This window comes from Streptomyces sp. NPDC098789, from assembly GCF_044759975.1.
Lineage (GTDB): Bacteria > Actinomycetota > Actinomycetes > Streptomycetales > Streptomycetaceae > Streptomyces.
Map to the genome: position 1 here is coordinate 37,982 of NZ_JBIWAJ010000034.1, position 24,460 is coordinate 62,441.

Below are 24,460 nucleotides of genomic sequence, written 5' to 3' on the forward strand. Positions count from 1 at the left end.
CCCGGAGGCCGACCCCTGAGCCGGCGGCAGAATATCGGGGCGTACCGGACAGTTGGCACCTGGCCGACCAGGTCATCGTCTGTTCCGAGTTAACCAGCACACGAGAAGGGCTTCGAGCAACTACCGGCGCGCTTCCAGAACTCGAACACACATCTCCTGCCCCGTCAGGCCGTTCCCACGGCGCACCGACAAACGTTGCTGGCTCCCGGCGACAAAGCCGCCGGGTCACGATCGGAGATGCCGCCGCGTTCGCCGGGACGACACCACGCGCCATCCGCCACTACCACGCCATCGGGCTCCTCCCCGAACCGGAACGCGGCAGCGACGACCGCCGCCGCTACGGATACGACGACATGATCCGCCCTGCTGTGGATCCGCAGGATGGCCGATGCGAGCGTCTCCCAGGAACGTGTCATCGAACTGCTTCACTCGCCCGATCAGGACGGCGACACGGACCCACGGACCCACGGACCTGCTGACCGGCGTCGGCGCCGAGAGCGAGGACCTGCACGTCGTCCGCACCGGTGTTATGGAGCCGGCTCGTTCCCCAGACGGGCAGCGTCGTGGTGCCGTCCGAGCTGGTGGTAGGCGGCGGCGAGGTTGCCGCGGGCGCTGACGGTGCTGGGGTGGTCGGGCCCGAGGATGCGTTTGTAGTCGGTGTGCACCGCCTCCATGAGGCTGAGCGCGTCGTGGTGGCGCCCGAGCTGGTGGTAGGTGACGGCGAGGTTGGCGCGGGCGTGGAGGGTGTCGGGGTGGTCGGGCCCGAGGATGCGTTCGGAGCCGGCGTGTACGGCTTCGAGGAGGTTGAGCGCAACGTGGTGGCGTCCGAGCTGGTGGTAGGTGGCGGCGAGGTTGGCGCGGGCGTGGAGGGTGTCGGGGTGGTCGGGCCCGAGGATGCGTTCGGAGCCGGCGTGTACGGCTTCGAGGAGGGTGAGTGCGTCGTGGTGGCGCCCGAGTTCGCTGTGGGTGACGGCGAGGTTGGCGCGGGCGGTGATGGTGTGGGGGTGGTCGGGTCCGAGGACACGCTCGGAGTCGGTGAGGACGGCCTGTTGGAGGGTGAGTGCGTCGTGGTGGTGGCCGAGTCTGCCGTGGGTGACGGCGAGGTTGGCGCGGGCGTGGAGGGTGGTGGGGTGGTCGGGTCCGAGGAGGCGTTCGCGGACGGCGTGGACGGCCTGTTGGAGGGTGAGCGCGTCGTGGTGGCGGCCGAGTCTGCCGTAGGTGGCGGCGAGGTTGGCGCGGGCGTGGAGGGTATCGGTGTGCTCGTGCCCGGAGAGGCGTTCGAAGTCGCTGTGGACGGCTTCTTCGAGGATGAGCGCGTCGTGGTGGCGCCCGAGGTTGCGGTAGGTGTCGGCGAGGTTGGCGCGGGCGTGGATGGTGTCGGTGTGGTCGGGCTCCAGGAGGCGTTCGCAGTCGGTGAGGACGGCTTCTTGGAGGGCGAGTGCGTCGTGGTGGCGGCCGAGCTGGTGGTAGGTGACGGCGAGGTTGGCGCGGGCGCGGAGGGTATCGGGGTCCTCGTGCCCGAGGAGGCGTTCGAGGTCGCTGTGGACGGCTTCTTGGACGGTGAGTGCGTCGTGGTGGCGGCCGAGGTTGCGGTAGGCGGCGGCGAGGTTCGCGCGGGCGGTGATGGTGTCGGGGTGGTCCGACCCGAGGGCTCGCACGGCCCGCTCCGTGATCGAGGCCCAGTAGCTGTGCGCGTCATGGTGCAGGCCGCCGGCTCTGAGGCTGAGCCCGTTGAGGACGATCACCGGGTGGACGCCGTCCCGCCAGAGCTGTTCTTCGGCGTACTGGCGCAGCATGGTGGTGTTGGCCCGCAGTGCTTGTGCGAGCTCCCGCGGTAGATCGGTGGGTGGCCAGATCGACCCCAGTGCGTCGGCGACAGTGGCGGCGAGGCCGGGTTGCCGGCTGGCGGGGGTGGTTTCGCGGATGGCACGGGCGGTGAGGGCGTGCATGCGGATCTGACGGTGCGGGGTGTGCGGGTCGGTAGTGATCAGTGCGTACCGGCGGAGGACTCGCAGCGCGTGCACCACCTCGCCCGTGGTGACAACGGGCTCGGCGCCCTCGTCCCGGGCCGTGGTGAGGAACGCGGCGACGGATGCGGTGGTCCAGAGAGCTTCGGGGTGGCCGTCCGGGTCGAGGAGCGAGAGCAGCCGCACGAGGGGTGTGATGACGCCCTTGGGGCCCGCCTGTTCGGCTGCGTCCAGGGAGAGGAGCAGGGCGGCGGTGACCTGCCGTTGATAGCCCTCGGTGTCCGCCCACTCCGGGAGGACGTCATCCAGCCGCAGCGCCTTGTCGGCCAGGCGGGCCAGGTAGTCGGCGCAGGTGAGTTCCTCGGCGAGGAGGTAGGCGGCCGCGTGGCCCAGCGCGAGCGGGAGGTGGCCGAGCACGCGGGCGACCTCGACCTCCCGCCCGTCCAGAAGGTGCCCTCCACCGTCACCGGTGACCCGATCCTGGAGGTAGTCGACGGCCTCCCGGGGGGTGTAGACGTCGATCTCGATGCGGGTGCGGCCGCCCCCGGTCAGGCGCGGGTCGTGCAGGCGGGTCGTGGCCATGGTCCATCCGGTGCCGGGACGGGCCGGTGGCCACCACGGGCCGACGACGCCCGGGTCGCTGACGTCGTCCAGCACCACGAGCCAGGACCGCTCGGTGGTGGCCAGCCACTCCAGGAACGCCCGCGCGTCCTGCTCGGGATCCTCCCCGCTCGCACCGAGTGCCCCGACCCGCACGGCGGCCTGCGCGTAGAGGGTGATGACCTGCGCGCTCCCGCCGGCCGGGACCCACACCACCAGCCCGGTCCCCTCGGCCACGGCCTGGTGGGCGTACTGCGCGGCGAGCTGGGACTTGCCGACCCCGCCCATCCCCGACAGCACCCCCGCCGACGCCCGCCTGGCCTGCGTCAACACCACCGAGCCCCCGGCCCGAGCCGCGTCGATCCGCTCCCGGAGCTCCTCGCGCGGCTGGAACGCCGATGCCGCCAGCGGCGGCGCCCCCACCAACAGGCCCGGCTGCCGCACCACTTGACCCGCGTCACCCGCCGAAGCCCTGCCCGACGAGGCCCCAACGACCGGAACCGGCCCGCCGGACCCGCGCTCCTCGCCCTCCCCGGCTCCCTTCGCCTGCCGCCGCAGCTCCAGCAGCTCCTTCTCATCGAGCCGTAGTACCCGCGCCATCGCGGCCACGGTCCGCGCGCTCGGGACGGTCGGCATGTTCAGGGCTCCGCTCACCACCGTACGCCCCAGCTTGGCCTGCCCCGCCAGCCAGGTCACCGACTGGCCCGTCGACGCCAACGCGTCCGCGAACCGAGCCTGTAACCGGGACAGGGCCTCCCCACGCCCGTCGGCGGCGGGTTGTTCCTCATCTGCGGTGCTCATGGTTCCCCCGACCGGAGTGCACGCCACTGTTCAGCATTGTTCATCTTCGCCCGGCCGAACCCCGTCGCACACCCGATTCGAGACGGTTGGCCCATCAACCGATCCGCACCTCCCGGGAGTTCGACATGTCCGCTCTGACCGTGGCGCTGTTCGCCATCTGCCTGATCCTGATCACCGCCCTCATCGTCGCCGCGGTGGCCGGGAAGCTCGCCCGCCTCGACGACGCCACCTACCCCGCCGCCTGCCTGCGCGCCGCCGCCGCGTTCGCGGCGTTCCTGACCCTGGCCGCCGTCATCACCGGCGCCCTCGCCGCGGTCCTGACGTGACGGCAGCGGCCCCGGCGCCGGTCAGGATTGCCGGGCGGCACGAGATCCTGGCTGCTGGCGGGGCCGGCCCGGCCGCAGCAGGCACGTCAACTCGTAGGTCTCCAGCGGGCCGGAGTTCTGCCCGGAGTTCTACCCGGAGCCGTGCCAGGTGGATCTCCGTGCGCGAAGATGCTCGGCATGACGACTTGAAGAGCACCGGCCGGGCGGCAGCATTGGCGAAAGGTCGTGATCTGGGACACGGTCCCCGACGGCGATCGACGCGTCTGCGACACCTGCGGAATACCCGTCTGCTCGTACCAGTACCGCTTCTATCCGCCCGAGTCCTCGATGTTCGAGCGGTGCATCGGACTTGCCTGGTGTTCCACTTGCCGGATCTACTCCGGCAACATGGTGTACGTCCCGCGAAAGCGAGTACTGGTCGACCTCCTCATGTCTCTCACCCCCGAGCAGCGCGAACGGGTTCTCCGTTCGGAGACGCGCCTGATCGAGTTCCTGGACCGCCAGACCCGAGGCGCCAGAGGTTAGGGTCGGCGGCCGGCCGCGATCAGGAGGAGCCGCTTGCGCAGGAGCGGAGGATTAGCTCCGCCGAACATGCTGCGCTTGAGGGGGTCTGAGCGGTGGTCAGTGAACTGGTACGCGCAGAGTTGCGACGGGTCGACTGGGCTTCGTTGGAGTGCGGCTGCGGCGGCTCTGCGGAGCATGTGCCTCTTCTGATCGAGGCGATCGTCACGGCTGAGACGCCCCGGGACATGATCGGATACACCCTCGATGGTCACGTCGAGGAGAGCACGATCATCTTCGAGTGCACTCCGCCGGCTGTCGGCGTGATCATGGCCGCGCTGGCGGGTGACCTCTCGACACTGGCCCGGAAGGTGCTGCTGCAGACCTTGTGGTTCGTGGCTGCGGGCTCCGGCGACGATCAGCAGACCTCGCCAGGCCCGGGCCTGGGCGAGAGGTGCGGGCAGCAGGTTCGGGAGGGGTTCTGGCGCCTTCTCCACATCGGGCTCACGGGCACTGCGGAAGACGCCGAAACCGTGGCGGAGATCTGCGAGTCCTCAGGGCTGGGCGGTGACAAGGCCGCCTTCTACCAGGCCGAGCTCCGCGACCGCGTGCGGGCGAAGACCAAGCCCGGGCGACGCGGCTGATGCTGGGAAAAGCAGGGTCGCCATCAAGGCTCGCCGCCCTGGTCCGCGACGGCCCGATGGCCGAAGGACACCTCGTCTGCTACGCATCGAGGACGGTCCGGTCGCCGTCCCAGTGTCCGTCGCGGACCACCGCCAACCCGCCGACCCGGGTCGTGATGCCGGCCGGCCCGCGTCGGGCCGAAGCGAGCACGCTGGCCGGTCGACCGAGGGTGTCGCCCTGCTCCACCTCGATCGCGACCGTCCGCGCCCCTGTCGTGTCGAGCAGGTGGGCGGCCAGGCAGCCGGTGCTGTTGGCATTGGCGACGTCCTCGTCGACGCCGATCGCCGGCGCGAACATCCGGGCCGCACCCGGTCGGTCGCCCACCGGCGGTACGTACACGAAACAGCCGAGGAGTCCGTACCGCTGGCATGCCGCTGTCCGCCTGCCGAGGTGTGGGCGGACTCGGAGCAGCGCCGACCGGTCGCGGACGGGCACGAGCATGCGTGGCGCGCCGGGCGCGGCGATCCGTGGCGCGTCGGTCGGATGCGGATCGTCGGCGGTGAGCCCGGGCGCGGCGCGCTCGTCCGGCGCCGGGTGGCGCAGCGCGACGAGGCCTTGGTCGAACCACACCTCGATTCCGGCGGGGCGGCGGATCGCGGCGGTCTCGAAGGTGCGCCCGCCGGTGTGTTGGCGGTCGTTCAGCTCGCCCCGCGCGGTGCGGGTCAGCCGGACGGCCTGCGCGGCAACGGTCCCGTGGCCGCAGCCGGACAGTTCGCCGGTGGCGGTGAAGAACCGCACCGGCCAGCCACCGTCCGGCGTCCGCCCCGGGCCGAGGAACACCACGTGCGAGGTGCCGGCCGCGGCGGCGACCGCACGCCGGTCCGCGTCCGTCGCCGCCGGGTCGTCGTCGGTGACGGCCGTGGGACTACCGCCCCGGCCGTCGCGCCGCACGCACGCATCGACCACCGTGACATCCGGCCAGGACATCGGCCCACCTTTCACGCTCGACCCACGCTCGACTCACGCTCGACTCGCGCTCGACGAACCGGCGATCGCGAACGGCATCAGCCGATAGCGGGGCTGGGCCGCAACGCCATCAGCGCGGCGATCCGTCCCGGACATCGGCGAGAGTCGTCGTTCGACACCGTGTACGTATGCAGGTGACGGATGCTCAGCGATGGCCGAGCCTTGAGCCCGTCGGTCAGCCGATGCCTTCGATGATGCGGAAGTCGCGCTCGGCGCCGTCGGCGAGGACCACCAGCGCCTTCTGGTACGCCTCGCTCTCATACGCCGCGACAGCCTGTTCGAGGCTGTCGAACTCGATCAGAATGACGCGTTGCGTGTTTCCGGCTTCGTGGGCGACGACTCGACTGTCACGGGACGACAGGAGCCGCCCGCCTCCAGCTCGGACGGCCGGACCGGCCAGCTCGTCGTAGGCAGTCAGCTTCTCCGGATCGGAAATGGTGCGGTAGACACTGACCCAGTAGCCCTTGGCCATGGAAACCCCCTGTGTTCGGCCGGACATGTCCGACTTCGAAATCGATGCCCGGATCGCTCCAACCCGGCGACGGAGCACCGGGCATGTGTGAGGACGCACTGACCCGGCCCGGCCCGGCTCGACTCTGCCACCCGCGGCGGCCGGTTCGCGTCCCGGCGAAGTCTATGAGCATCACCTCCGCCGCCACCTTGGCCACCCCGCACAGGACCGGCCCGCGACGCATCACCTCGTCCGGACCGCCTTCGAACTGCGCGGCAATACCCCCCTGATCGATGTACGGGCGGTACGGGTCGGCAACCTGACAGCGCACCTTCAGGAACCTGATGGATGCCGTCGTCCACATAGTGGGAATGGTCTGGACCGCACCCTCTCCGGTGGACTTGGGGGGACCGCTTCTGGCTGTTCGAATGATCAAGCGAGATGCGCCCAGCAAGCGAAACGGGAGTACCCCCTTTGAAAGCCCCAGCACTGAGCGCAGGCAAGAGGCCGTCCGGAGGGGCCGGGCCGACCCGGTTCGCCGCCGTCGTGGCGGCGGTGGACACCGCGGCTCTCGGTACCCTGCTCGAACTGCGGCGCCAGGAACTGGCGTCACGGTCCGACGACGTCTTCGAGCGCGCGTCGGCGGTCGCCGAGGTCTACGCCCGGTGGTTCGACGCCCACGGCGTGACCTGCCCGCTGCCCGGCCAGATCGCCACGGCCCGCCGCAAGGGACTGCCCGTGATCGGGCCGGCCGTCGATGCCCTGCTGTACGCCGAGCTGACCAGCGGCGTACTGATGGGCGTCCAGGACGCCGACGCCATCGAAGGCGACCTGCACTTCGACTGGGCGGTGCGGGGCGAGACCTTCGCCGGCTTCCGCTCCACCATCACCTGTGCCCAGGACGAGCCCGTCGTCCGGGACGGGGCCGCGATCGTCGCCTCCGTCCTCCAGGGACCCGACCGCCGGACCAGCGTCACCAAGGACTCCCGGCACCTGGTCTTCACCGTGTACGACGCACCCGGACTGGACGCCGAGGACTTCGACGGCGCCGTAGGGCTGCTGCGCGATCTCCTTGAGGACGCCGGAGCCGCCCCCGACGTGCTGCAGGTGAGACTGTGACCGGCGCGCCCGGATTCTCGGCCGCCGGTTACGAAGAACTCGCGCAGGAACCCCTGCCCAGTCGGCACCAGCGGCGCATCCTGATCTGCGTCGGCGAGCCGGAGGCGGGCGGGCATCCGGACGTCTGCGCGGCCGCGGCCCGCTGGCAGCGCCAGTACGTCGGCGGGGTTTACGTCCGCGTCCCGGGCGCCCCCGAGCAACAGCGGTCCGTCGTGGCCCGGTTCACCGCAGCGGGGTGCACCCTGCAGGCCACCCACTTCTACCGGCCCGCGGATGTCGGGGCACTGGCCTCGCTGGCCCATCAGCTCGAAGCCGTAGCCACCGCGTACCCGTCGGCATTCCCGTCGACGCACGGCGAGTTCGACTCCGTGCGGGTCGCCGAGCTGCTGATGGTGGGCGCGACCGACGTCGTCGGCCCCTACCCGCAGCGGCACATGGCCGCCGCACGGGCCGCGGCCTCGTTCGTCAACGACCGGCTCGGCGAGGCCTGGCTGGCACTGCCCATGGTGACGCGGGCCGAGGGGACGTCGTGTGCGGCCGGGGGACCGCACGCGCGAGGGAGCCACCAAGGGAGTCACCAGGGGAGCCGTCCGGCCTGCACCCCGGACGAGCTGGAAGACCACTTCGCCGACACGGCGAGGGCACTGGCGGCCGAGACCGAGAGCCGCCTGGAGGTCCTGGACCGGCTCCCGACGTGCGGAGAGAACGTTCCGTGTTCGGCGGCGGCCCTCTCCGAGTGACCCGCGGGACCGCCGGACCGCGGGACCGCAGCCCCGCGACTCCACGACTCCGCAGCCCCGCGACTCCGCCGCACCATGCAACTCATCAGCGCCACCAGCGATCTGGGGGGAACTGCGCGATGCGCACCACCGCTACTCTGCGCGCCGTACTCGATTTCGACCTGACCGACTACATCGGCAACGCCCGCGCCGTGGGGCGTGACCAGCTCGACCCCGCGTTGCGCGCCTGGATGGCCGAGGCGTACGAGGACGTGGCCGTCCTCCTCGCCCTCGACCGGGGCCGGCTCAACCGCAGCGAATACACGATGCTCCGCTTCGCCGAACTCGTCTTCCAGGCCGAGTGGAAGCTGGCCCTCCCCGAGGGCGAGGCGCCCCAGGAGGTCGCCTCGCGCGGCGGCGGCCCGCTGGACCGGCGCGGCAAGCGCTACCAGCCCTACGGCAACGTACGCCTCCTCAACCACCTGCTCGGCACCCGCAGCCACGCTCCGGACGGGGCCGTCGAGCGGGCCTGCTGGCAGACGATCCGCGCCACCGCCGAGAGCTGGCGCGCGTACGAACAGCGCACCCTCGACGGAACGGAGAAGTGGGCACAGGACGCCCTGCCCTCCGACGCGCAGCTGACCGAGCGCATCGCACGGCTCGGGTCGCTGGTCTCCCTGACCAACGGCCGCGCGCCCGCGCTGCGCGCCGCCGCGCCCGAACCGCCGCGCCACTGGCGGGACTACGTGCTCACGCCGCAGGGCCCCGCCAACGTCCTGGAGCACCTGGCCGTGCTGCCGCAGACCACGCAGCACGACGAGATCACCTTCCTGCGGGTGATCCACCTCGTCGAGGCCACCACGTGGGGGGTGCTCGCCCGGGTGATGTCCGCCGCGGAGTGGCTGCGCGGCGGGCGGTGGGAGTACGCCGCCGAGTGCCTGGGGCGCGCGGCGGACCTGGCCGCGGCCCAGACCGAGGCCCTGCTCGTCATGCGCAGGACGATGCCGGTGGAGCACTTCCAGGGTTTCCGAGAGGCGACGGGCGACGCCAGCGCCGTCCAGGCCTTCCCCACCCAGCTGCTGCACATCCACCTGCTCGGGGTCCACCCGGAGAAGACCGAAGCGCTCGCCGAGGCCACGGAGAACGCCTACGTCCTGATGCACCAGAACCCGGACTTCGAACCACTGCGGGAGCTGCTGCGGTGGGTGCCGGAGCAGGAGGAGGGGCGGCGGGTGCTGGATGCGGCCCACCGCCTCGACCAAGAACTGTTCGCCTGGCGGAAGATCCACTACGGGGTCGCGCTGCGCTACCTGCCCACGGAGACCACGGGTTCGGGCGGCACCTCGGGAGCCCCGTACCTGCGGAGCTTCTACCAGGACCGGTTGTTCGACGCGGACCGGTCGCTGCTTCCGCAGCACCGCTTCGGACAGAGCACCGTCCTCAGCCCCTGGATCCGGTCCCGTCCGGCGCTCTCCCCCTTCAACTGACGGGGGCCGTCGGGCGCGTCCCGTCGGACTGCCCCGCGTACACCTCCCCGAGGCGCCGGACCGCCTCGGAGATGCCCGACCGGCCCAGGGCCGTGTACCCCAGTACCAGCCCGGGCCGGGCCGTCGCCGGATCGTCGTAGTACGCCCCGCTGCCCTTGACCAGGACGGACTGCCGGAGCGCCTCGGCGACCAGGCGCGCCTCGTCGGTCCTGGGCGGCAGCGAGGCGACGACGTGCAGTCCGGCGACGGGTCCGACCAGGGTCGCGGCCGGCAGGTACCGCTCCACGGCCTGCGTCAGCATGCCGTGCTGGGCCCGGTAGCGCGTGCGCATCTTGCGCAGGTGCCCGTCGAGCAGGCCGCTGCGCAGGAAGTCCGCGAACGCCAGCTGCATGAGGCCGTCGCCGCCCAGGTCGCGCCGGACCCGGATCGTCTCCATCATCGAGGTCAGCGCCGGTGGCAGCACCAGCCAGCCCAACCGCAGTCCGGGAGCCAGGAGTTTGCTCGCCGTGCCGGCGTAGATGACCCGCTCGGGGTCGGCGGGCTGGAGCGCCAGATGACGGCCGCGGTGCTCCAGCCACAGCCCGCCGTCGTAGTCGTCCTCGATGATCCAGCCGTCGGTGTCCCGTGCCCACCGCACGAGCTCCTGCCGGCGGTTGGGCGACATGGGTACGCCGAGCGGGAACTGGTGCGAGGGCGTGACCAGGACGGCCCGCACCCGGCTGGCGTAGAGCTGCTCGATCTCCACCCCCTCCGGCCCCACCGGCACCGCCAGCGTCCGGATCCCGTTCTCCTCGACGAACTGGCGCTGCCGGTCATGGCTCGGGTCCTCGACCGCCAGCCTGTCGATGCCCAGCGCGCTCAGCGCCGCGCAGATCAGGCCCAGTGCGTGGGCGAACCCGCCCGTCACCATGGTGTTGTCCGGGTGCCCCAGCACACCGCGGACCCTGCCGAGATACGCGACCAGCTCCGTACGCAGCGGTTCGACGCCGAGCAGCGGCGGATAGCCGAGTCCCTGGTAGCGGGCGGTGGTCACGGCCCGCTGGTAGGAAGCCATCCATTCGCGATGCGGGAAGGTGGCCGGATTGGGCGTGCCCGGCAGCAGGTTGAACCGCACCGACGGGATCGCCCGGTCGACCAGCACCACGGGCTTCCTGATCCGGGTGTCGGCGTGGGCCGCCACCCGCGTGCCGGAACCGCGGACCGACTCCAGCAGACCCTCTCCGGTGAGCTTTTCGTACACCTCCACCACGACACTGCGCGATACGTCCAGGTCCTGGGCGAGCTGGCGGCTGGAGGGCAGTCTGGAGCGGGGCGTCAGCTGGCCCTGCTCCACCTGTCTGCGCAGCTGGTCGGCGATCTGGGAGCCGAGTGGCTCCGGGCTGTCGCGGCGTACTTCCAGTATGACGTGCCACGTCATGTTGTCCCCCCAATATTACTGTTTGTAGCGGTCATGGCGAATTTACAGCCGGATCCGGATTGGTCCGGTGGCGAGCCGGTCAACTGGCCTGGCGGGCAACGTGCCTGATCAGCAGACTGACCAGCCGATACACCCCGCCGAAAGGTCTACGTGCCATGCCCTCGTCGTCCCCGTCCTCGTCCCCGCTGCTGGTGCTGATCAGCCCCATGGACCAGGAGACCCGTGGTCACCTGCTGGAGTCCGTGGCACGGGACCACCGGATCTGGCTCTTCTCCGACCGCGAGGTCGGCTGGGAGGCGCCGTTCATCACCGGGCACACGCGCGTCGACACCCTGGACGCCGACGGCATGATCGAGGCGACCCGGCCCGTGGCCCCGGACGCGATCCTGTGCTGGGACGAGACCCGGATCCTTCCGGCGGCCAAGGTGGCCGCCGCGCTGGGGCTCCCGGGGCTGAGCCCGCAGGCCGTACTGACCTGCCGCGACAAGCACCTGACCCGCCTCGCGGTGGCCGGGGTCGACGGCCCGCAGGCCCGCTCCACCCCCGTGTCCACCCTCACCGAGGCGTACGGGGCGGCCGCGGAGACGGGATACCCGGTCGTGGTCAAGCCCCGGGCGCTCGTGGGCAGTACGGGCACGCGCATGGCCCGCACCCCCGACGAGCTGGCCGCGGTCTTCCCCGCCATCCGGGGGACGACCATGGTCGAGGTGCGCGAGCGCTTCGACCGGCCCGTGCTCATCGAGGAGTACCTGGACGGCCCGGAGATCAGCGTCGACGCCCTGATCTGGGACGGTGAGGTGACCCCGCTCTTCGTCGCCCGCAAGGAACTGAGCCCGCCGCCCAACTTCGAGGAAGTGGGTCACTGCGTCGACGCCGCCGACCCGCTGCTGGCCGACCAGGAGCTGCTGCGCGCCCTGACCACGGTGCACGCCGCCGTCGGCATCACCCGCGGCTGGACCCACTCGGAGTGGCGCCTGACCGCGCGCGGCCCCGCCCTGGTGGAGGTCAACGCCCGCAGCGGCGGCGACTTCATCTCCTACCTCGGGTTGCTGGCCACCGGCTGGGACGCGGGCCTGGCGGCCGCCCGCCTCTCGCTCGGCGAGCGCCCCGAGCAGGGCTCCGCGCGCAGTGGCGCCGCCGCCGTGCGCTTCCTCTACCCCGAGGTGGAGACCGTCGTCGGCCGCGTCACCATCGACCGCGACCGGCTGCCCGAGGGCATCGGGATCGCCCGCGTGGTCGCACAGCCCGGGCACGTCCTCGAACTCCCGCCCGCCTCGCACACCGGCCGGTACGCCATGCTCGTGGCCTGCGCCGACACCGCCGAGGGCTGCCTGGCGACCCTCGACGCCGCCGAGGACGCGGTGCTTCTGGAAGCGGCCGAGCCGGTCCTGGCCCCGCGATGAGCGTGGAGGGGGCGACCCGTACGGGCGATGCCGAAGCGGCCGGCGTCGTACTCACCTGGCGCGAGGCGCCCCTGCCGGTGAAGGCGGCGATCGCCGGCATCATGGTGAACCGGCTCGGTGGCTTCCTCCAGGTGTTCCTGGTGCTCTACCTGGTCGCCGGTGGATTCCCCGAGGTGCGGGCGGGGTTCGCGCTCGCCGCGCACGGAGCGGGCGCGGTGGCGGGGATCCTCCTCGGCGGCTGGCTGGTCGGACGGATCGGCGTCCGGGCCTCGATCGTCTCCTCGATGACGGCCAACGCGGCCCTCACGGCGGCCTTCCTGTACGCCGGGTCGTACCCGGTGATGCTGCTGCTCGCCGCGGGCACCGGCGCGGCGAGCCAGGTCTACCGGCCCGCCTCGGCGGAGCTGGTCAGCCGATTCACCAGCGAGGAGCGGCGCGTCATGGTCTTCGCCATGTACCGCCTCGCCACCAACATCGGGACCACCGCGGCGCCGCTCATCGGCGCCGCCCTGGTCGCCCACTCGTACACCCTGCTGTTCTGGGCGGAGGCGGCCGCCGCCCTGGGCGTCGCCGTACTGGGCGCCCGGCTCCTGCCGCGCGACCGGCCCCGGCCCGCGGCCGCCGGCCCGGCCGGGGCGAAGGCGGCCCCGGAGCGGGGGGCGCACGAGGGGCCGGGCGGCTACCGGGCCGTGCTGGGCGACCGGAGCTTCGTACTGTTCCTGCTCGCCATCCTCGGCTTCTCCGCGGTCTACACCCAGTACCTGTCGACGCTCCCGCTCGCGGTGCGGGAGCGCGGACTCGACATCTTCGTCTACGGCGTCCTCGTCGCCGTCAACGGCCTGATCGTCATCGTGTGCGAGCTGGTGGTGACCCGGAAGGTGCAGCACTGGCCCGCCAGGATCGCCACCATCACCGGAATCCTCGCCGTAGGCGGCGGCCTCGCCGCCTACGCGCTGCCGTGGGGCGTCGCCGGTCTCGTGGCCGCCACGGTGGTGTGGTCGGTCGGCGAGATCATCGGTTCCCCGACCATGACCGCCTACCCCGCGCTGGCCGCGGCGCCCGAGAACCGGAGCCGGTACCTCGGCGCCTCCCAGGCGATGTTCGGTGTCGGCTCCGCCGTGGGCCCCGCGGCGGGCGTCGCCGCGTGGGCCCTGATGGGCGACACCGTATGGCTCGCCTGCGGGGCCGTGGCCGCCCTCGCCGCCCTCGCCGCCTTCATCGGCATGCCGCCCTCCCCGGAGCGAAGCTAGGGCCACGCCGTGCGGATTCGGCCGCTTGCGAGACGGTGTCGGTCGTCCCGGGGTCTTCACGCTCCGCTCCTTCGTCGGTACGCTCCGTGCGTCATGGTGGGGTCCAAGTGGAGCCCGGACTCGGGGGGATGCTTCGTGATCGAGCAGGCGTACGTTCAGGCCGGCGACAAGCCCACGCCGGCGCTCAAGGACATCAGGGACCGCATCGCGAAGGCGATTGACGAGACGGCGGGCAGCACCGGCCTTGAGCGCCTCAGGTGCTGGCTGCAGATGCCGGTCGACTCCGCGTTCGGAAAGATGATGGACAGTAACTGCCAAGGCCGCGCCAAGGAGGTCGGCGCTCTGCTGAGCCCCGGGAAGGACGGGCTCTTCACGCCCGGCGACCTCGGCTCGGTCCTCAGCGCCTCGGCCGCGTGGGCCGGCATCGACACGGCCCTGAAGTCCGAGCGCGCCGTGTACGTGAACGGTCCGGCCGACCACGTGGGCGGGGCCAAGAGCAAGTTCACCACCGGATTCCACGTGATCGTCTTCCTGGCCGTCGGGAAGGACGCCGACGAACGCGTCTACTACCTGGGCCTCGACCCGGACGTCAGCGCCACGCCGGAGTCCCGGGCGGCGTGGAAGGCGCTGGTCGCGGGGGAGTCCGAGACGAAGCCGGAGGATTTCACCGCGGTGAAGAGCCTGGGGGTCGTCACGTCGATGATCCTCGGCGAGGAGAGCGGCTTCGGCCCGCTGGTCCGTAAGTACTACGTCGACACCACCGCGAAGTTCCCCAAGATCAAGCGCTTCGTCTGAGCACCTCCGGCGCCGCCGAACACGCCCTGACCGGGACGGGGTGAGAGCGCGGCTTCGATGCGGCGGTTCGACGCGGCACGCGCACGGCTCGCGGGGTCTGCGCGCGGCCGGACCACGGGAGCCGGACCCTCTGGTGCCTCTCCACGGCAGGGAGAGGCTGCGCGCCGCGCGTCGACTCATACTCGGAGCCATGAACGGGACATCACAGCTGGGGGACTTCCTCCGTACGCGACGCTCCCAGCTGCGCCCTGACGAGGTCGGGGTGGCGACCTACGGGGAACGGCGGCGCGTGCCGGGGCTGCGGCGCGAGGAGCTGGCGCTGCTGGCGGGGGTGAGCGCCTCCTATTACGCCCGACTGGAACAGGGGCACTCACTGAACGCCTCGCCGGAGGTGCTGGAGGCGATCGCCCGGGCACTGCGGCTGGATGACGCCGAGCGCCTGCACCTGCACGACCTGGCCCGGCCGACCACCTCCCGAAGCCGGCGGCGCCCAGCTCCGGAGCGCGTGACGGAGCCGACCGCCCAGCTGCTGGACGCCCTCGCGGGCGTTCCCGCGATCGTGCTCGGCCGGCGTAGCGACGTCCTGGCGTGGAACCGGCTGGGTCACGCGCTGTTCGCCGGACACCTCGACCCCGCCGCACCGGACGAACCGGCGGAACGCCCCAACATGGCCAGGCTGGTATTCCTCGACGCCCATACCCGTGACCTGTATGCGGACTGGCCGAGCAAGGCCAGGGCGGTCGTCGGGAACCTGCGCCTGGTGGCGGGCCGACATCCGCACGACACCGCACTGCACACCCTGCTGGGTGAGCTCAGCGCGAAGAGCGAGGACTTCGCCTCGATGTGGGCCGACCACAGGGTCAAGACCTGTACGGTCGCCGACTACGAGATGTGCCATCCGCTGGTCGGTTCACTGACGGCCACTCAGCAGACCCTGAGCCAGGGGCCGGGCCCCAGCGTCGTGGTGGCCACCACGACGGCCGGTTCCCCCTCGCGGGCCGCGCTGGATCTCCTCACCCAGGCCATCACCCGCCCCACCCCGGCCCCCTCGGACAGCCGGTTCAACGCCAGCTGACTCACCCCACCCACCCTCTTGCGTCGGCGTGTCGCTGCCGCATGCCCGAAAACAGTGAAGGAACCCCGTGTTCACCAAACTCTCCAAGGCCGCCGTGACGGCCGCCGTCGTTGCCGCCGCCGCGTTCGCGATGGCCGCTCCGGCCCCCGCCTCAGCCGCCTCCGCCCCGCTCGGCTACACGCGGACCGCCGTGCACTTCGACCTGGCCAAGGGCCAGACACCGGAGAACCTGGCCTTGGCCCCCGACGGCACCGCGTACGTCACCTTCGCCAAGGCCCGCCAAATCGCCGCGGTCTCCCGCGACGGTGCCGTACGGATCCTGGCCACCCTGCCCGCGCCCGCCGACGGCGGCGTCCACACCCCGGCACTGGGCTTCCCCCTCACCACCGGCATCGTCCGCGCCCACGACGGCACCCTGTACTTCCTGTACGCCACCGGCACCGACGACCTGACCGGCGTGTGGCGCCTGCCCCCGGGCGGCCGACCGCGGCGCATCGCCGCGCTGCCCGCGGCCGGGCTGCCCAACGGCCTGGCCCTGGACGCCCGCAGCCGCACCCTGTACGTCACAGACTCCGCCCTCGGCACCATCTGGCGCGTGCCGGCCGGCGGCGGCGCCGCGACCGCCTGGTCCACCGACCCGGCCCTGGCGCCGGCCGGCTTTCTCGGTGCCAACGGCCTGAAGCTCCACAACGGGGCGGTGTGGGCCACCAACCTCGACAAGGGCACCATCGTCCGCATCCCGATCCGCGCCGACGGTCGCCCCGGCATCGCCCGGATCACCGCTACGGGCCTGGCCGGCATCGACGACTTCGCCTTCACCGGCCGCGGCGACCAGATCATCGCCGCCCTCAACACCGTCAACGAGGTCGCCCTCGTCCAGCACGACGGCACCCACACCACCGTCCTGACCGCCGCCGACGGCCTCCAAGGCCCGACCTCCATCGCGCTGCACGCCCACACCGCCTACGTCCCGAGCGCCGCCTACCTCACCGCCAAGGACCCCAACCTCCTCCTCACCGACCTGAGGAACTGAGGCCCCGCCTCCCTCGTTCGGCGCGCGTGGACGCATCAGCGAATCTGACCGAGCCGTGCCGGGAGGCCCTGGTGTCCTTGCTGTACGCGTCCGAGCCCGTCCAGTTCATCTCGGCCGCACCATCGTGTGTTTGCCTCGCGCATGAGCACGGCAACGCGGCTGATCATCCCGACCGGATGGGCCGGTATCCGTCGGACAGGACGGACACGGAGTGGGCAGCCGCGCGGTCGCTGCTGCCGGTGCCGGCCTGGCTGAACGGGCGGGGCGGACGCTCGGTGCGGCGGTTCATGTGCCCAGTGTCTCGGGTGGGTTGAGCGGTGTGGTCGTGGGGGGTCGGGCACACTGCTGGGTATGACGGTGCCGTGTCCGGACGCAGTTCCAGACGTCGCGCCGTTGTGCGCGATCCCGTGGGGCATCTGCCCTGACCATGGTCCGACCATCGTCAGCAGCGGCGGGGTGAGCTGGTTCCACTTCCCTGCGTGCGGCCGTTGTTGGCCGTACGACCTCTTGGATCAGCCGTGCGCGGAGCTGATCACGCATCGAGTCACGGATCGGGCGGGTGGCGTGATCACGGCATGTCCCGCGCACGCGGCCGAGGCTGGCCGGCGCATCGACGGAGCCACGGTCGACCCGCTCGCCCGGTAGGACCGGCCCGCGGGGAGTCGGCCGGTTCTCCCACGGTTCCAAGTGCACTCGACCAGCCAGCGGGCCGCTCCCTGACGGCCTGCGCACGCATCGCCGACCTCGGCCCCCAGCGGGCCAGATCTTCGAGCTGATCGAAGCTGCGTTCGCGGCCGCCGACGTTGCACCGCATGTGGAGGTCCCAGCCCGTGGTCAGAGAGGAGGAGGAGCCGTCGGTGGGCAGGAGCCGCTCGACGATCAGCAGATCGGCGTGTGCGGGCATCGCGCGGGCGCGGTGCCGCAGGATCTCGCGGCACCGCTCGTCGTCCCAGTCGTGCAGGACGCGGGACAGGACGTAGACGTCATCGCCGTGGGGCACGTCGGCGAAATGGCCGCTGTGGCAGTCGCAGCGGTCCGCGCAGCCCATTGCCTCCCGTGAACGGCGGGCCGCCGCGACGGCGTGGGGGCGCTCCCGGAGCGTGCCGCGCAGCGCGGGGTGCGCGCTGTGGAGGTGGCCGAGGAGTTCGCCGTTGCCGCCGGCCACGTCCACGATGGTCCCGGGGGCGGGCGCCCGGGCCGCCTCGGTGATCACGGGGTGGTCGGGGAGCGGCCCGAACATGCGTGAACTCGCCGCCATGGAGCGGTCGAAGAATGCGGGAATAGAAGGACGATCATTTCTTTGCCTCGAAATGGGGGCCCGCGCTCCAGTTGTTCACGTCGGCGCACCCCCCCCCACGATCAGACAGGTCCGGCACCCGTCCATGAACCGATCGCGCCGTACTGGGGTCCCGGTGCGCAGTCAGGCGTCCCCGCCGCGCGCGGCACGCGCCGCCGCGACGAGATCCATGTTGGTGGTCTCGGGCGCCAGCATCTGCGACACGAGCCCGCCGGCGGCGAGGACCCCCGCTCCGACCAGCAGCACGAACTCCACGCCGAAGCGGGCCAGGCCCATCGGCAGCAGGAAGGTGCCGACGGCCGCGCCCACGCGGCTCATCGCCGTGGCGAAGCCGACGCCCGTACTGCGCAGTGACGTCGGGAAGACCTCCAGGGGGTAGACGGCGGTCAGTGAACTGGAGGCGGCGTTCAGGAAGATGAAGAAGAGGAAGCCGCCGACGACGACCGGGGTGCACGTGGGCCATACGGCCACGAGCGCGAGGCAGCCCGCCGTGATCCAGAACGGCGGTATGAGCAGCTTGCGGCGCCCGATGCGGTCCACGACCAGGCAGCCCGCGGTGACACCCGCCACCGCGGTGAAGGCGTAGACGAGCGCCGCCGCGACCGCGTTGCCGCCCATGTCCAATGCCGCGAACACCTGGGTCCAGAAGGTCCCGATGGCGAAGTACGGCAGTACCAGGGCCGCCCAGAAGAAGCTCGCGAACACCGTGCTCCGGACGTGCCGGCGGCTGAACAGGGCCCGGAAGCCGGCCCGGTGCGAGCCGGCGCGGTCGTCCAACTCCGCGGACACGTCGATCTCGATGCCGTACTTCTCGATCAGCGCCTCGGCCTCCTCCCGGTGTCCCCGGCTCAGCAGCCAGCGGGCGGACTCCGGGATTCCACCCCGCAGGGCGAGGCAGACCACGGCGATCACGGCACTGCTGGAGAGCGACCAGCGCCAGCCCTCGTCGACCTCCGAGAACAGCGCTCCCACGACCGTCGCCAGCGCGTAGCCGCCGTACCAGCTGATTTCGAGGCTGGCCAGCAGCCGACCGCGTCCTCGGCGCGGCGCGTACTCCGACAGCAGCGGTGCGCCGATCGCGTACTCGCAGCCGATCGCCACGCCCATCACCAGACGGATCAGGAACAGCTGGAGGCCGTCCGCGACGAAGAACTGGAGCACCGACCCGACCAGGAAGATCAGCATGTCCACGAGGAAGACCGGGCGGCGTCCGAACCGGTCGGCGAGCCGCCCGAAGACGGGGCCGCCGAGGAAGATGCCGATGAGCGGAGAGGCCCCGACGAGCCCCTCCGTCAACGGCGACAGGTGCAGGTCAGCGGTGATCGCCCCCATCGCCATCCCCATGCCACCGATGACGTAGCCGTCGATGCCCTGGCCCATTTGGGTGGCCAGCTTCAGCCTCGTGTTCAGCCGTCGCCGCTCACGGGTGCGGTCCGGGCCGACGGCGGGCGGGCCGACGGCGGGCGGGCCGATCGTCGGGACGTGTTCGGTCGTGGGTGACGGAGTCATCTGCGGTACCTGTCCTTCGGTGGTCCGGACGCGCTCACCGGCGGTTCCGGCCGTCAGCCGTCAGCCGTCAGCCGTCAGCCGTCAGCTGTCAGCCGATGCCGCGACCGGCTCGCTCCGCATCCGCGCGGTCGTCCTCGGTCACCGGGCAGGGCGTCATCAGGAAATGGCCGAGGTCGGCGAGGAACCGGCTTACGGGATCCAGCGCGTCGGGAGTGGAAGCGGTGCCCCGGGCCGCCGTCGCGACAGTCGTGGTGCGTCCCCGGTGGATGAAGTTCCGCATGATCGAGCTCCTCTTCGGCTCGCGGGCGTCCGTCGCCGGAGGGGGCCGGTTCGGCCCGTTGGTCCGGCTCCTCGCAGGACATCCCGCACTGCTGTCGATGCTCCGCCGGTTCGCCCGGCATCTCACCCCCCCGACCGGTGGAACGGCCGGGGGTAGCCGTGCGCCGACAGGTGTTTTTTGGGGCACCGGATGGTGCCCCATGAGGTGGCATGCTCCACCCGAATGCGGCGGACTGATCAGGATAAGGTCCATTGAATACGAACTTCGTTCGCAATGATGGAGCGACAAGATGCTGGTCTTGGAATCTTCGAAATATGATGCGCTCTTCTCAGGCTTGGAAGGGGTGAGCGCGAAGCTCTGCGACTGCCTTGATGTCGGCGAAATGCGGAGTGTGGTGCAAGAGGACTGTTCCGACGCCCTTCCCTCGTTCGACGATCTGGTTCGTGATTTCTCCGATTTCTACGGCGAGAACGAGGACTCGTACCGTGAAGCGCTCCGGGCCGCGGTGACCGCGGTGTGGCAGGAGACCTGCTGGGTCCGCCCGCTCCCAGGGAGTACGGACTGGGCCTGGGCCACTTCTCGCAGCACGCCTCCCGAGCAGTGGCAGCTGTGTGAGGCCCAGTCGGAGTTTTCCGCACTGGACGAGACGAACGCCATCTACGTCGCCGTACTCGGCGAACTCGGCGATTCGACCCCCGAGGACCGTGAACTGATCTGGGCCGACATCAACGAAAAGGTGGCCGAGCGCACGGCTCAATGGATACCGGATTACTCTCAGGAAATCGTGGCCCTGGTCGCCGATGCCCACTTCGCCCGGGTGATCGAGGCGAACGAGGAAAGTGAGGCGGATGAGGCACTCGTAGATGGTGAAGAGCTGCTGGCCGAGATTCTTTTGATCGCAGATCTTGTGGTTCATCCGGCGCGTTCGAGTTAAATTTTTTGATCGAAGTGAGGGTATGTCATGGGAAATGCGGGATCGCAGGATCGCGGCAGGGTGGTAGAGGAACTCAGGGCATGTAGAGAGATGCTCCAACAAGATGCAAGCGATGCGAATGTGTCGGCGGCTGGTAATCTCGTGCAAAATATCCAGGCCCGCATCAGTAGTGGCGAGCTACGCCTCAAGGAGGCTGGAGACAGAAGCCTAAGGATTACGAGTGAATTGAATAGCCTCATACGGACAATTGTGGCTCGGAGGAGCCTGCTTACCCTTGATTCCGATGTGGAGGATTCGGATGTGCTGGACGGTGAGAGGCTCCGGGGTGAGGGCGAGATAAAGAGGATTCGAGATCAGTGTGAGGAGACATTCGAGAGGAACTTGCGGGAAGTATCCAATAAGATTGACGTATATGAGGCGCAATCGTTTAATTACGCCAGTCGTGGGGAGTCGACAGGAAGCGGGATCGGTGCTCTGAATGAGGCCGCGCTCGCCAGGGAGCGGGAAGCGCTTCGCGTCCTCGAAAGGGATCGGGATAAAATAATCGAGATTGACGTGATGGCGCATCTGGAGGAGGAGAAGCTGAAGCGGGAAATGCGGAATGGACTTCCGCCGGATGTTGATAGTGCACTGTCCGGCCTATTGGGCCACCCGGCCTGCAATAATGTCATCGGGCGAGAAGATGTGCGTGAACTGCTTAAATTGTCTGCGAGTCGGGGGGCTCGGCATGTAATTGGGTCACAGGTGGATCATGGTCAGGTGATAGAGCAGTGCATGGGTGATTTGGTGCGAACCGACGCGGCTACCGGAATGCTGCCTGTCACCACTTCGACATCGAATTACCTGCTGTACACCGTCGGCGTCCTCAGGGCCGCTTCGGAGCACGGGTTCAATATTGAACATGACGATGTTCGTAAAGTGTTCGTCACTATCGGCGGGCTGGTCTTCCAGAAAATCAACGTCTCCGACGCCGGTGGCAAGGCCGACGCGCTCTATTAGGCCCCGGGTCGCCGGCAAGCCCGAAAGGACCGCCGATCGAGCACCCTTCACGGGGCGAGCGTCTGCCTCCGTGGCCGTGATGTGCGCCCCGGGCCGCCGCGAAGGTGAGTCCGACACCGCACCGCACCGGACCGAGGTCCGGCCGTGCGGATGTCCCTCCCGGCCGTGCCAACCAAGAGGGGGAGACCATGGCTTCGTGGTCCGCTCGGATCCACCACAACATCGCGGTGCTCACGTTCACCCGGGCGCCCGACAACCAGCTCGACCTGCCGTCCCTGGAGGAACTGGCCACTCACCTGGAGTCCTTGGCGGATCGCCGCGCCGAGGTGAGCGTCATCATGCTGGCCAGCGGTCTCGACGGGATCTTCATCAAGCACGCCGACCCCTCCATCCTGCGGCGGGCCGCCGGTGGCTGGGCGCCCCCGTCCGAGGAGGGGGTCTGGCAGCGCTGCCTGGACCTGCTCGCCTCCGTACCGCAGCCCACCGTGGCCGCCGTCGACGGCCGCGCCTGGGGCAGCGGGCTGGAGACCGCGCTCGCCTGCACCCTGCGGATCGCCTCCGACCGTTCGCACTTCAGCCAGCCCGAGATCCGCTACGGCGTGATCCCCAACGGAGGTGGAACCCAGCGCCTGCCGCGCCTGATCGGCAGCGGTCGCGCGGCGGAGATGATCCTGACCGGACGCGTGGTGCAGGCTGAGGAAGCCCACCGGCTGGGCATCGTCAACGCCGTCCTGCCCACCGCCGGCTTCAAGCAGCAGGCCATCGATTGGTGCGCGGCCCTGGTTCGGCATCCCGTGGCGGCGCTCGTCGCCGCCAAACAGGCGGTCCACGACGGCGCCGGCATGCCGTTGGCCGACGGCCTGGCCCTTGAGTGCGCCCTCTTCAAGGAGGTCGTCGGCAGCAGCGCCTTCGCTCCCCGCTGAAGGCCGCGGCCCGGTGGACGTGTTACGGGCTGCCCATTTCTCTGATCGGTGGAGGGTGACATGAAGAAGAGAAGGCTCGTCATCATCGCGGCCGGCGCGGCTGGCGCGGCCCTGGCCGCAGGGGCTTTCGCCCCTCTCGCCCAGGCCGCACCAGCGCCCAGGGCCCCGAAGGACATCGTCGCGCTGAGTTCTGTCGATCACTCGATCATTCAGGACATGCGCTACACCACGAAGATCAATTTCATGGGAAGGCGCGTCGACGGCTATCAACAGCCCGTCTGCATTCTCGCGAAGCCCGCGGCCGAGGCGCTGCACCGGGCTCAGGAGCGGTTGCTGCCGCAGGGCTATTCACTGAAGGTGTACGACTGTTACCGGCCGCAGCGCGCCGTTGACGACTTCGTGCGGTGGGCCGAAGACCTCAAGGACCACCGGATGAAGGAGGAGTTCTACCCGCGTGTTGCCAAGGACCGGCTGTTCGCGGACGGTTACATCGCCGCGAAATCGGGCCACAGCAGGGCCGGCACGGTCGACGTGACGATCGTAAAGCTGGGCTCTCCGGAGCCGAAGGAGGGGTCGGTACGACCGGCCGGGCCTTGTTACGCGGCGCAGGACGAGCGGCGACCCGACGATTCGGTGGACATGGGGACGGGGTTCGACTGCTTCGACACCCTGTCGCATACCGACAACCCGCAGATCCAGGGTACCCAGAAGGCGAACCGGCAGCTCCTGAAGAGCACCCTGGCCGCTGGGGGCTTCGTGAACCTGCCCGAGGAGTGGTGGCACTTCACCTACAAGCCGGAGACGTACCCCGACACGTACTTCGACTTCCCGGTGGCGCACGAGTCGGTAGCAGGGCACTGAACCATCCGACGGTCCGCTCGCCCCCTTCTGCTCAGGGTGCCCGCCGGTACCGGTCCGGCCAGCCGGACGACGGGTCAGTAGGCGCCGGTGACGTTGTCGATCGAGCCGTAGCGGTGCGCGGCGTAGTTGCAGGCGGCCACGATGTTTGCGACGGGGTCGTAGGGGTCCGTGCTGGTACCGCTCACGTGGTACGCGTAGAACGTCGGGGCGATGATCTGGAGCAGCCCCTCGGACGGTGTGCCGGCCGCCGCGTTGGAGTCCGTCTCGTTGATGGCGTCGCGGTTGCCCGAGGACTCCCGCATGATGTTGCGCTCCACACCGGCGTAGGAGCCGGGGATGCCGTGCCGGGCCATGACGGTGAGGGCCTCGTCGATCCAGGCGTTCAGGCCGCCAGTGGTCGGTGTGGCGTCCGGGGCCGCTGCGGGCCGGGCCTTGGGAAGCGCCGGGTGCATCCGCACGATCGCTGTCGGGCGCACGGACGCGGCGGCCTGTGCGGGGGAGGCGGTGAGGACACCGCCGACGGCGCAGAGCGCGACGAGCGCGCCGGCGGTGGTCTTCGTACGGGTCGTGGGGCGGATCAGCGTACGGAACACGGAACGGCCTTCGTTCGGGGACGGGGAACGCGGCGGCAGGGGTGCGGAACGGATCCGTACCCGCCCCACGGCGGGCCGCGGGTCACCGCGGCCTCCCCACCGTGAGCCGGGGAAGGGCACCGTGGCAAAGCCACGAGTGCTCCTACGGGTGGTAGTGGAGCGACTGCCGGACACCGTCCGGCGTCGGGCACCGGCGGGGGCGAAGCGCCTGGTCCCGGGCGGGCTCGGGGTCGGGACGATCTCCCCTCCCGACCTTAGTAAGGGACCAAGGTCCTGTGACGGGCGTCACGTGTCGCAGGGTCCGGTCGTGGGTCCCGCCCCGATCCGGGGTCCCCCCGCCACGGGCCCATCGGGGGCGTCCGATCGGCGGGCGCGGGGACCGGTCCCAGTGGGGTCGGGGGGTCATGGGGGCGTGGGGGCGCTCGGGGGGGCGGGGGGGGGCGGGCGGCGGGGGGGGGCGGGGGGGCCGG

General features: G+C 70.6%; 23 protein-coding genes and 1 pseudogene. 15 read left to right on the forward strand and 9 right to left on the reverse strand.

Translation table 11 applies throughout. From position 1 onward, the window contains the following. Positions 1-230: 230 nt before the first annotated feature. Positions 231-402 (forward strand): annotated as a pseudogene (locus ACIQWR_RS39580) (MerR family DNA-binding transcriptional regulator); the annotation flags it as partial. 125 nt (positions 403-527) lie between these two features. Here the strand turns inward: ACIQWR_RS39580 and ACIQWR_RS39585 are convergent. Further along, a complete protein-coding gene (locus tag ACIQWR_RS39585; protein ID WP_404020416.1) occupies positions 528-3,368 on the reverse strand; it encodes a tetratricopeptide repeat protein in 2,841 nt (946 codons plus the stop codon). A gap of 125 nt (positions 3,369-3,493) precedes the next feature. Between ACIQWR_RS39585 and ACIQWR_RS39590 the strand changes: the two genes are divergently transcribed. Beyond that, positions 3,494-3,694 carry a hypothetical protein gene (locus ACIQWR_RS39590; protein ID WP_404020419.1) on the forward strand — a complete coding sequence of 67 codons (201 nt, stop codon included), beginning with the start codon at positions 3,494-3,496 and terminating at the stop codon, positions 3,692-3,694. Positions 3,695-4,311: 617 nt separating this feature from the next. Beyond that, complete coding sequence (locus ACIQWR_RS39595) at positions 4,312-4,839, forward strand: hypothetical protein (protein WP_404020421.1); 528 nt, start codon at positions 4,312-4,314, stop codon at positions 4,837-4,839. Between the two features lie 79 nt (positions 4,840-4,918). Here the strand turns inward: ACIQWR_RS39595 and ACIQWR_RS39600 are convergent, their stop codons facing one another. Beyond that, a complete protein-coding gene (locus tag ACIQWR_RS39600) occupies positions 4,919-5,806 on the reverse strand; it encodes a PhzF family phenazine biosynthesis protein (RefSeq protein ID WP_404020423.1) in 888 nt (295 codons plus the stop codon). 214 nt (positions 5,807-6,020) lie between these two features. After that, a complete protein-coding gene (locus ACIQWR_RS39605) occupies positions 6,021-6,317 on the reverse strand; it encodes a DUF1330 domain-containing protein (protein WP_404020425.1) in 297 nt (98 codons plus the stop codon). Between the two features lie 453 nt (positions 6,318-6,770). Between ACIQWR_RS39605 and ACIQWR_RS39610 the strand changes: the two genes are divergently transcribed. The 3 genes from ACIQWR_RS39610 (at position 6,771) to ACIQWR_RS39620 (ending at position 9,621) form a co-directional block, all read left to right on the forward strand. After that, positions 6,771-7,415 carry a phenylalanine--tRNA ligase beta subunit-related protein gene (locus tag ACIQWR_RS39610; RefSeq protein ID WP_404020428.1) on the forward strand — a complete coding sequence of 215 codons (645 nt, stop codon included), beginning with the start codon at positions 6,771-6,773 and terminating at the stop codon, positions 7,413-7,415. Then, complete coding sequence (locus ACIQWR_RS39615) at positions 7,412-8,155, forward strand: hypothetical protein (protein ID WP_404020431.1); 744 nt, start codon at positions 7,412-7,414, stop codon at positions 8,153-8,155. Before ACIQWR_RS39610 ends, ACIQWR_RS39615 begins: the two co-directional genes overlap by 4 nt. A gap of 119 nt (positions 8,156-8,274) precedes the next feature. Continuing rightward, entirely contained in the window at positions 8,275-9,621 is a 1,347-nt protein-coding gene (locus ACIQWR_RS39620; RefSeq protein WP_404020434.1) for a hypothetical protein, read from the forward strand. Here the strand turns inward: ACIQWR_RS39620 and ACIQWR_RS39625 are convergent. Beyond that, on the reverse strand, positions 9,614-11,038 hold the full coding sequence (locus tag ACIQWR_RS39625; RefSeq protein WP_404020437.1) for a PLP-dependent aminotransferase family protein: 1,425 nt from the start codon (positions 11,036-11,038) through the stop codon (positions 9,614-9,616). The genes ACIQWR_RS39620 and ACIQWR_RS39625 overlap by 8 nt on opposite strands. 155 nt (positions 11,039-11,193) lie before the next feature. On the opposite strand from ACIQWR_RS39625, the gene ACIQWR_RS39630 reads away from it, so the two are divergent. The 5 genes from ACIQWR_RS39630 to ACIQWR_RS39650 all read left to right on the forward strand — a co-directional run bounded on the left by ACIQWR_RS39630 (position 11,194) and on the right by ACIQWR_RS39650 (position 16,594). Then, entirely contained in the window at positions 11,194-12,441 is a 1,248-nt protein-coding gene (locus ACIQWR_RS39630; protein WP_404020440.1) for an acetyl-CoA carboxylase biotin carboxylase subunit family protein, read from the forward strand. Next, the gene (locus tag ACIQWR_RS39635; protein ID WP_404020443.1) at positions 12,438-13,691 is read left to right on the forward strand and encodes an MFS transporter; all 1,254 of its coding nucleotides are present in this window, start codon (positions 12,438-12,440) and stop codon (positions 13,689-13,691) included. The genes ACIQWR_RS39630 and ACIQWR_RS39635 overlap by 4 nt, the downstream gene beginning before the upstream one ends. A 135-nt stretch (positions 13,692-13,826) precedes the next feature. Continuing rightward, positions 13,827-14,486, forward strand: coding sequence for a hypothetical protein (locus ACIQWR_RS39640; protein WP_404020446.1), 660 nt, complete (start codon positions 13,827-13,829; stop codon positions 14,484-14,486). A 190-nt stretch (positions 14,487-14,676) separates the two neighbouring features. Further along, positions 14,677-15,561 (forward strand): helix-turn-helix domain-containing protein, encoded by an 885-nt coding sequence (locus ACIQWR_RS39645; protein WP_404020449.1) that lies wholly within the window; start codon positions 14,677-14,679, stop codon positions 15,559-15,561. A gap of 67 nt (positions 15,562-15,628) precedes the next feature. Continuing rightward, positions 15,629-16,594: an SMP-30/gluconolactonase/LRE family protein gene (locus ACIQWR_RS39650; RefSeq protein ID WP_404020452.1), complete on the forward strand. Its 966-nt coding sequence runs from the start codon at positions 15,629-15,631 to the stop codon at positions 16,592-16,594. A 163-nt stretch (positions 16,595-16,757) separates the two neighbouring features. On the opposite strand, the gene ACIQWR_RS39655 is transcribed toward ACIQWR_RS39650, so the two are convergent. The 4 genes from ACIQWR_RS39655 to ACIQWR_RS39670 form a co-directional block, all read right to left on the reverse strand. Then, positions 16,758-16,883 carry a hypothetical protein gene (locus ACIQWR_RS39655; protein WP_404020455.1) on the reverse strand — a complete coding sequence of 42 codons (126 nt, stop codon included), beginning with the start codon at positions 16,881-16,883 and terminating at the stop codon, positions 16,758-16,760. A gap of 279 nt (positions 16,884-17,162) precedes the next feature. Beyond that, positions 17,163-17,852 carry a methyltransferase gene (locus ACIQWR_RS39660; RefSeq protein ID WP_404020458.1) on the reverse strand — a complete coding sequence of 230 codons (690 nt, stop codon included), beginning with the start codon at positions 17,850-17,852 and terminating at the stop codon, positions 17,163-17,165. Between the two features lie 162 nt (positions 17,853-18,014). Beyond that, positions 18,015-19,400, reverse strand: a complete 1,386-nt coding sequence (locus tag ACIQWR_RS39665; protein WP_404020461.1) for an MFS transporter — start codon at positions 19,398-19,400, stop codon at positions 18,015-18,017. Positions 19,401-19,488: 88 nt separating this feature from the next. Then, positions 19,489-19,680 carry a hypothetical protein gene (locus ACIQWR_RS39670; RefSeq protein ID WP_404020463.1) on the reverse strand — a complete coding sequence of 64 codons (192 nt, stop codon included), beginning with the start codon at positions 19,678-19,680 and terminating at the stop codon, positions 19,489-19,491. A 289-nt stretch (positions 19,681-19,969) separates the two neighbouring features. Between ACIQWR_RS39670 and ACIQWR_RS39675 the strand changes: the two genes are divergently transcribed. The 4 genes from ACIQWR_RS39675 to ACIQWR_RS39690 all read left to right on the forward strand — a co-directional run bounded on the left by ACIQWR_RS39675 (position 19,970) and on the right by ACIQWR_RS39690 (position 23,397). Then, complete coding sequence (locus ACIQWR_RS39675; protein WP_404020466.1) at positions 19,970-20,614, forward strand: hypothetical protein; 645 nt, start codon at positions 19,970-19,972, stop codon at positions 20,612-20,614. Positions 20,615-20,674: 60 nt separating this feature from the next. Further along, complete coding sequence (locus tag ACIQWR_RS39680; RefSeq protein ID WP_404020468.1) at positions 20,675-21,613, forward strand: hypothetical protein; 939 nt, start codon at positions 20,675-20,677, stop codon at positions 21,611-21,613. 188 nt (positions 21,614-21,801) lie between these two features. After that, positions 21,802-22,536 carry an enoyl-CoA hydratase/isomerase family protein gene (locus ACIQWR_RS39685; protein ID WP_404020471.1) on the forward strand — a complete coding sequence of 245 codons (735 nt, stop codon included), beginning with the start codon at positions 21,802-21,804 and terminating at the stop codon, positions 22,534-22,536. Positions 22,537-22,596: 60 nt separating this feature from the next. Further along, positions 22,597-23,397 (forward strand): M15 family metallopeptidase, encoded by an 801-nt coding sequence (locus tag ACIQWR_RS39690; RefSeq protein WP_404020474.1) that lies wholly within the window; start codon positions 22,597-22,599, stop codon positions 23,395-23,397. Between the two features lie 74 nt (positions 23,398-23,471). Here the strand turns inward: ACIQWR_RS39690 and ACIQWR_RS39695 are convergent, their stop codons facing one another. Further along, positions 23,472-23,990: a transglycosylase SLT domain-containing protein gene (locus ACIQWR_RS39695; RefSeq protein WP_404020477.1), complete on the reverse strand. Its 519-nt coding sequence runs from the start codon at positions 23,988-23,990 to the stop codon at positions 23,472-23,474. Positions 23,991-24,460: the final 470 nt, after the last annotated feature.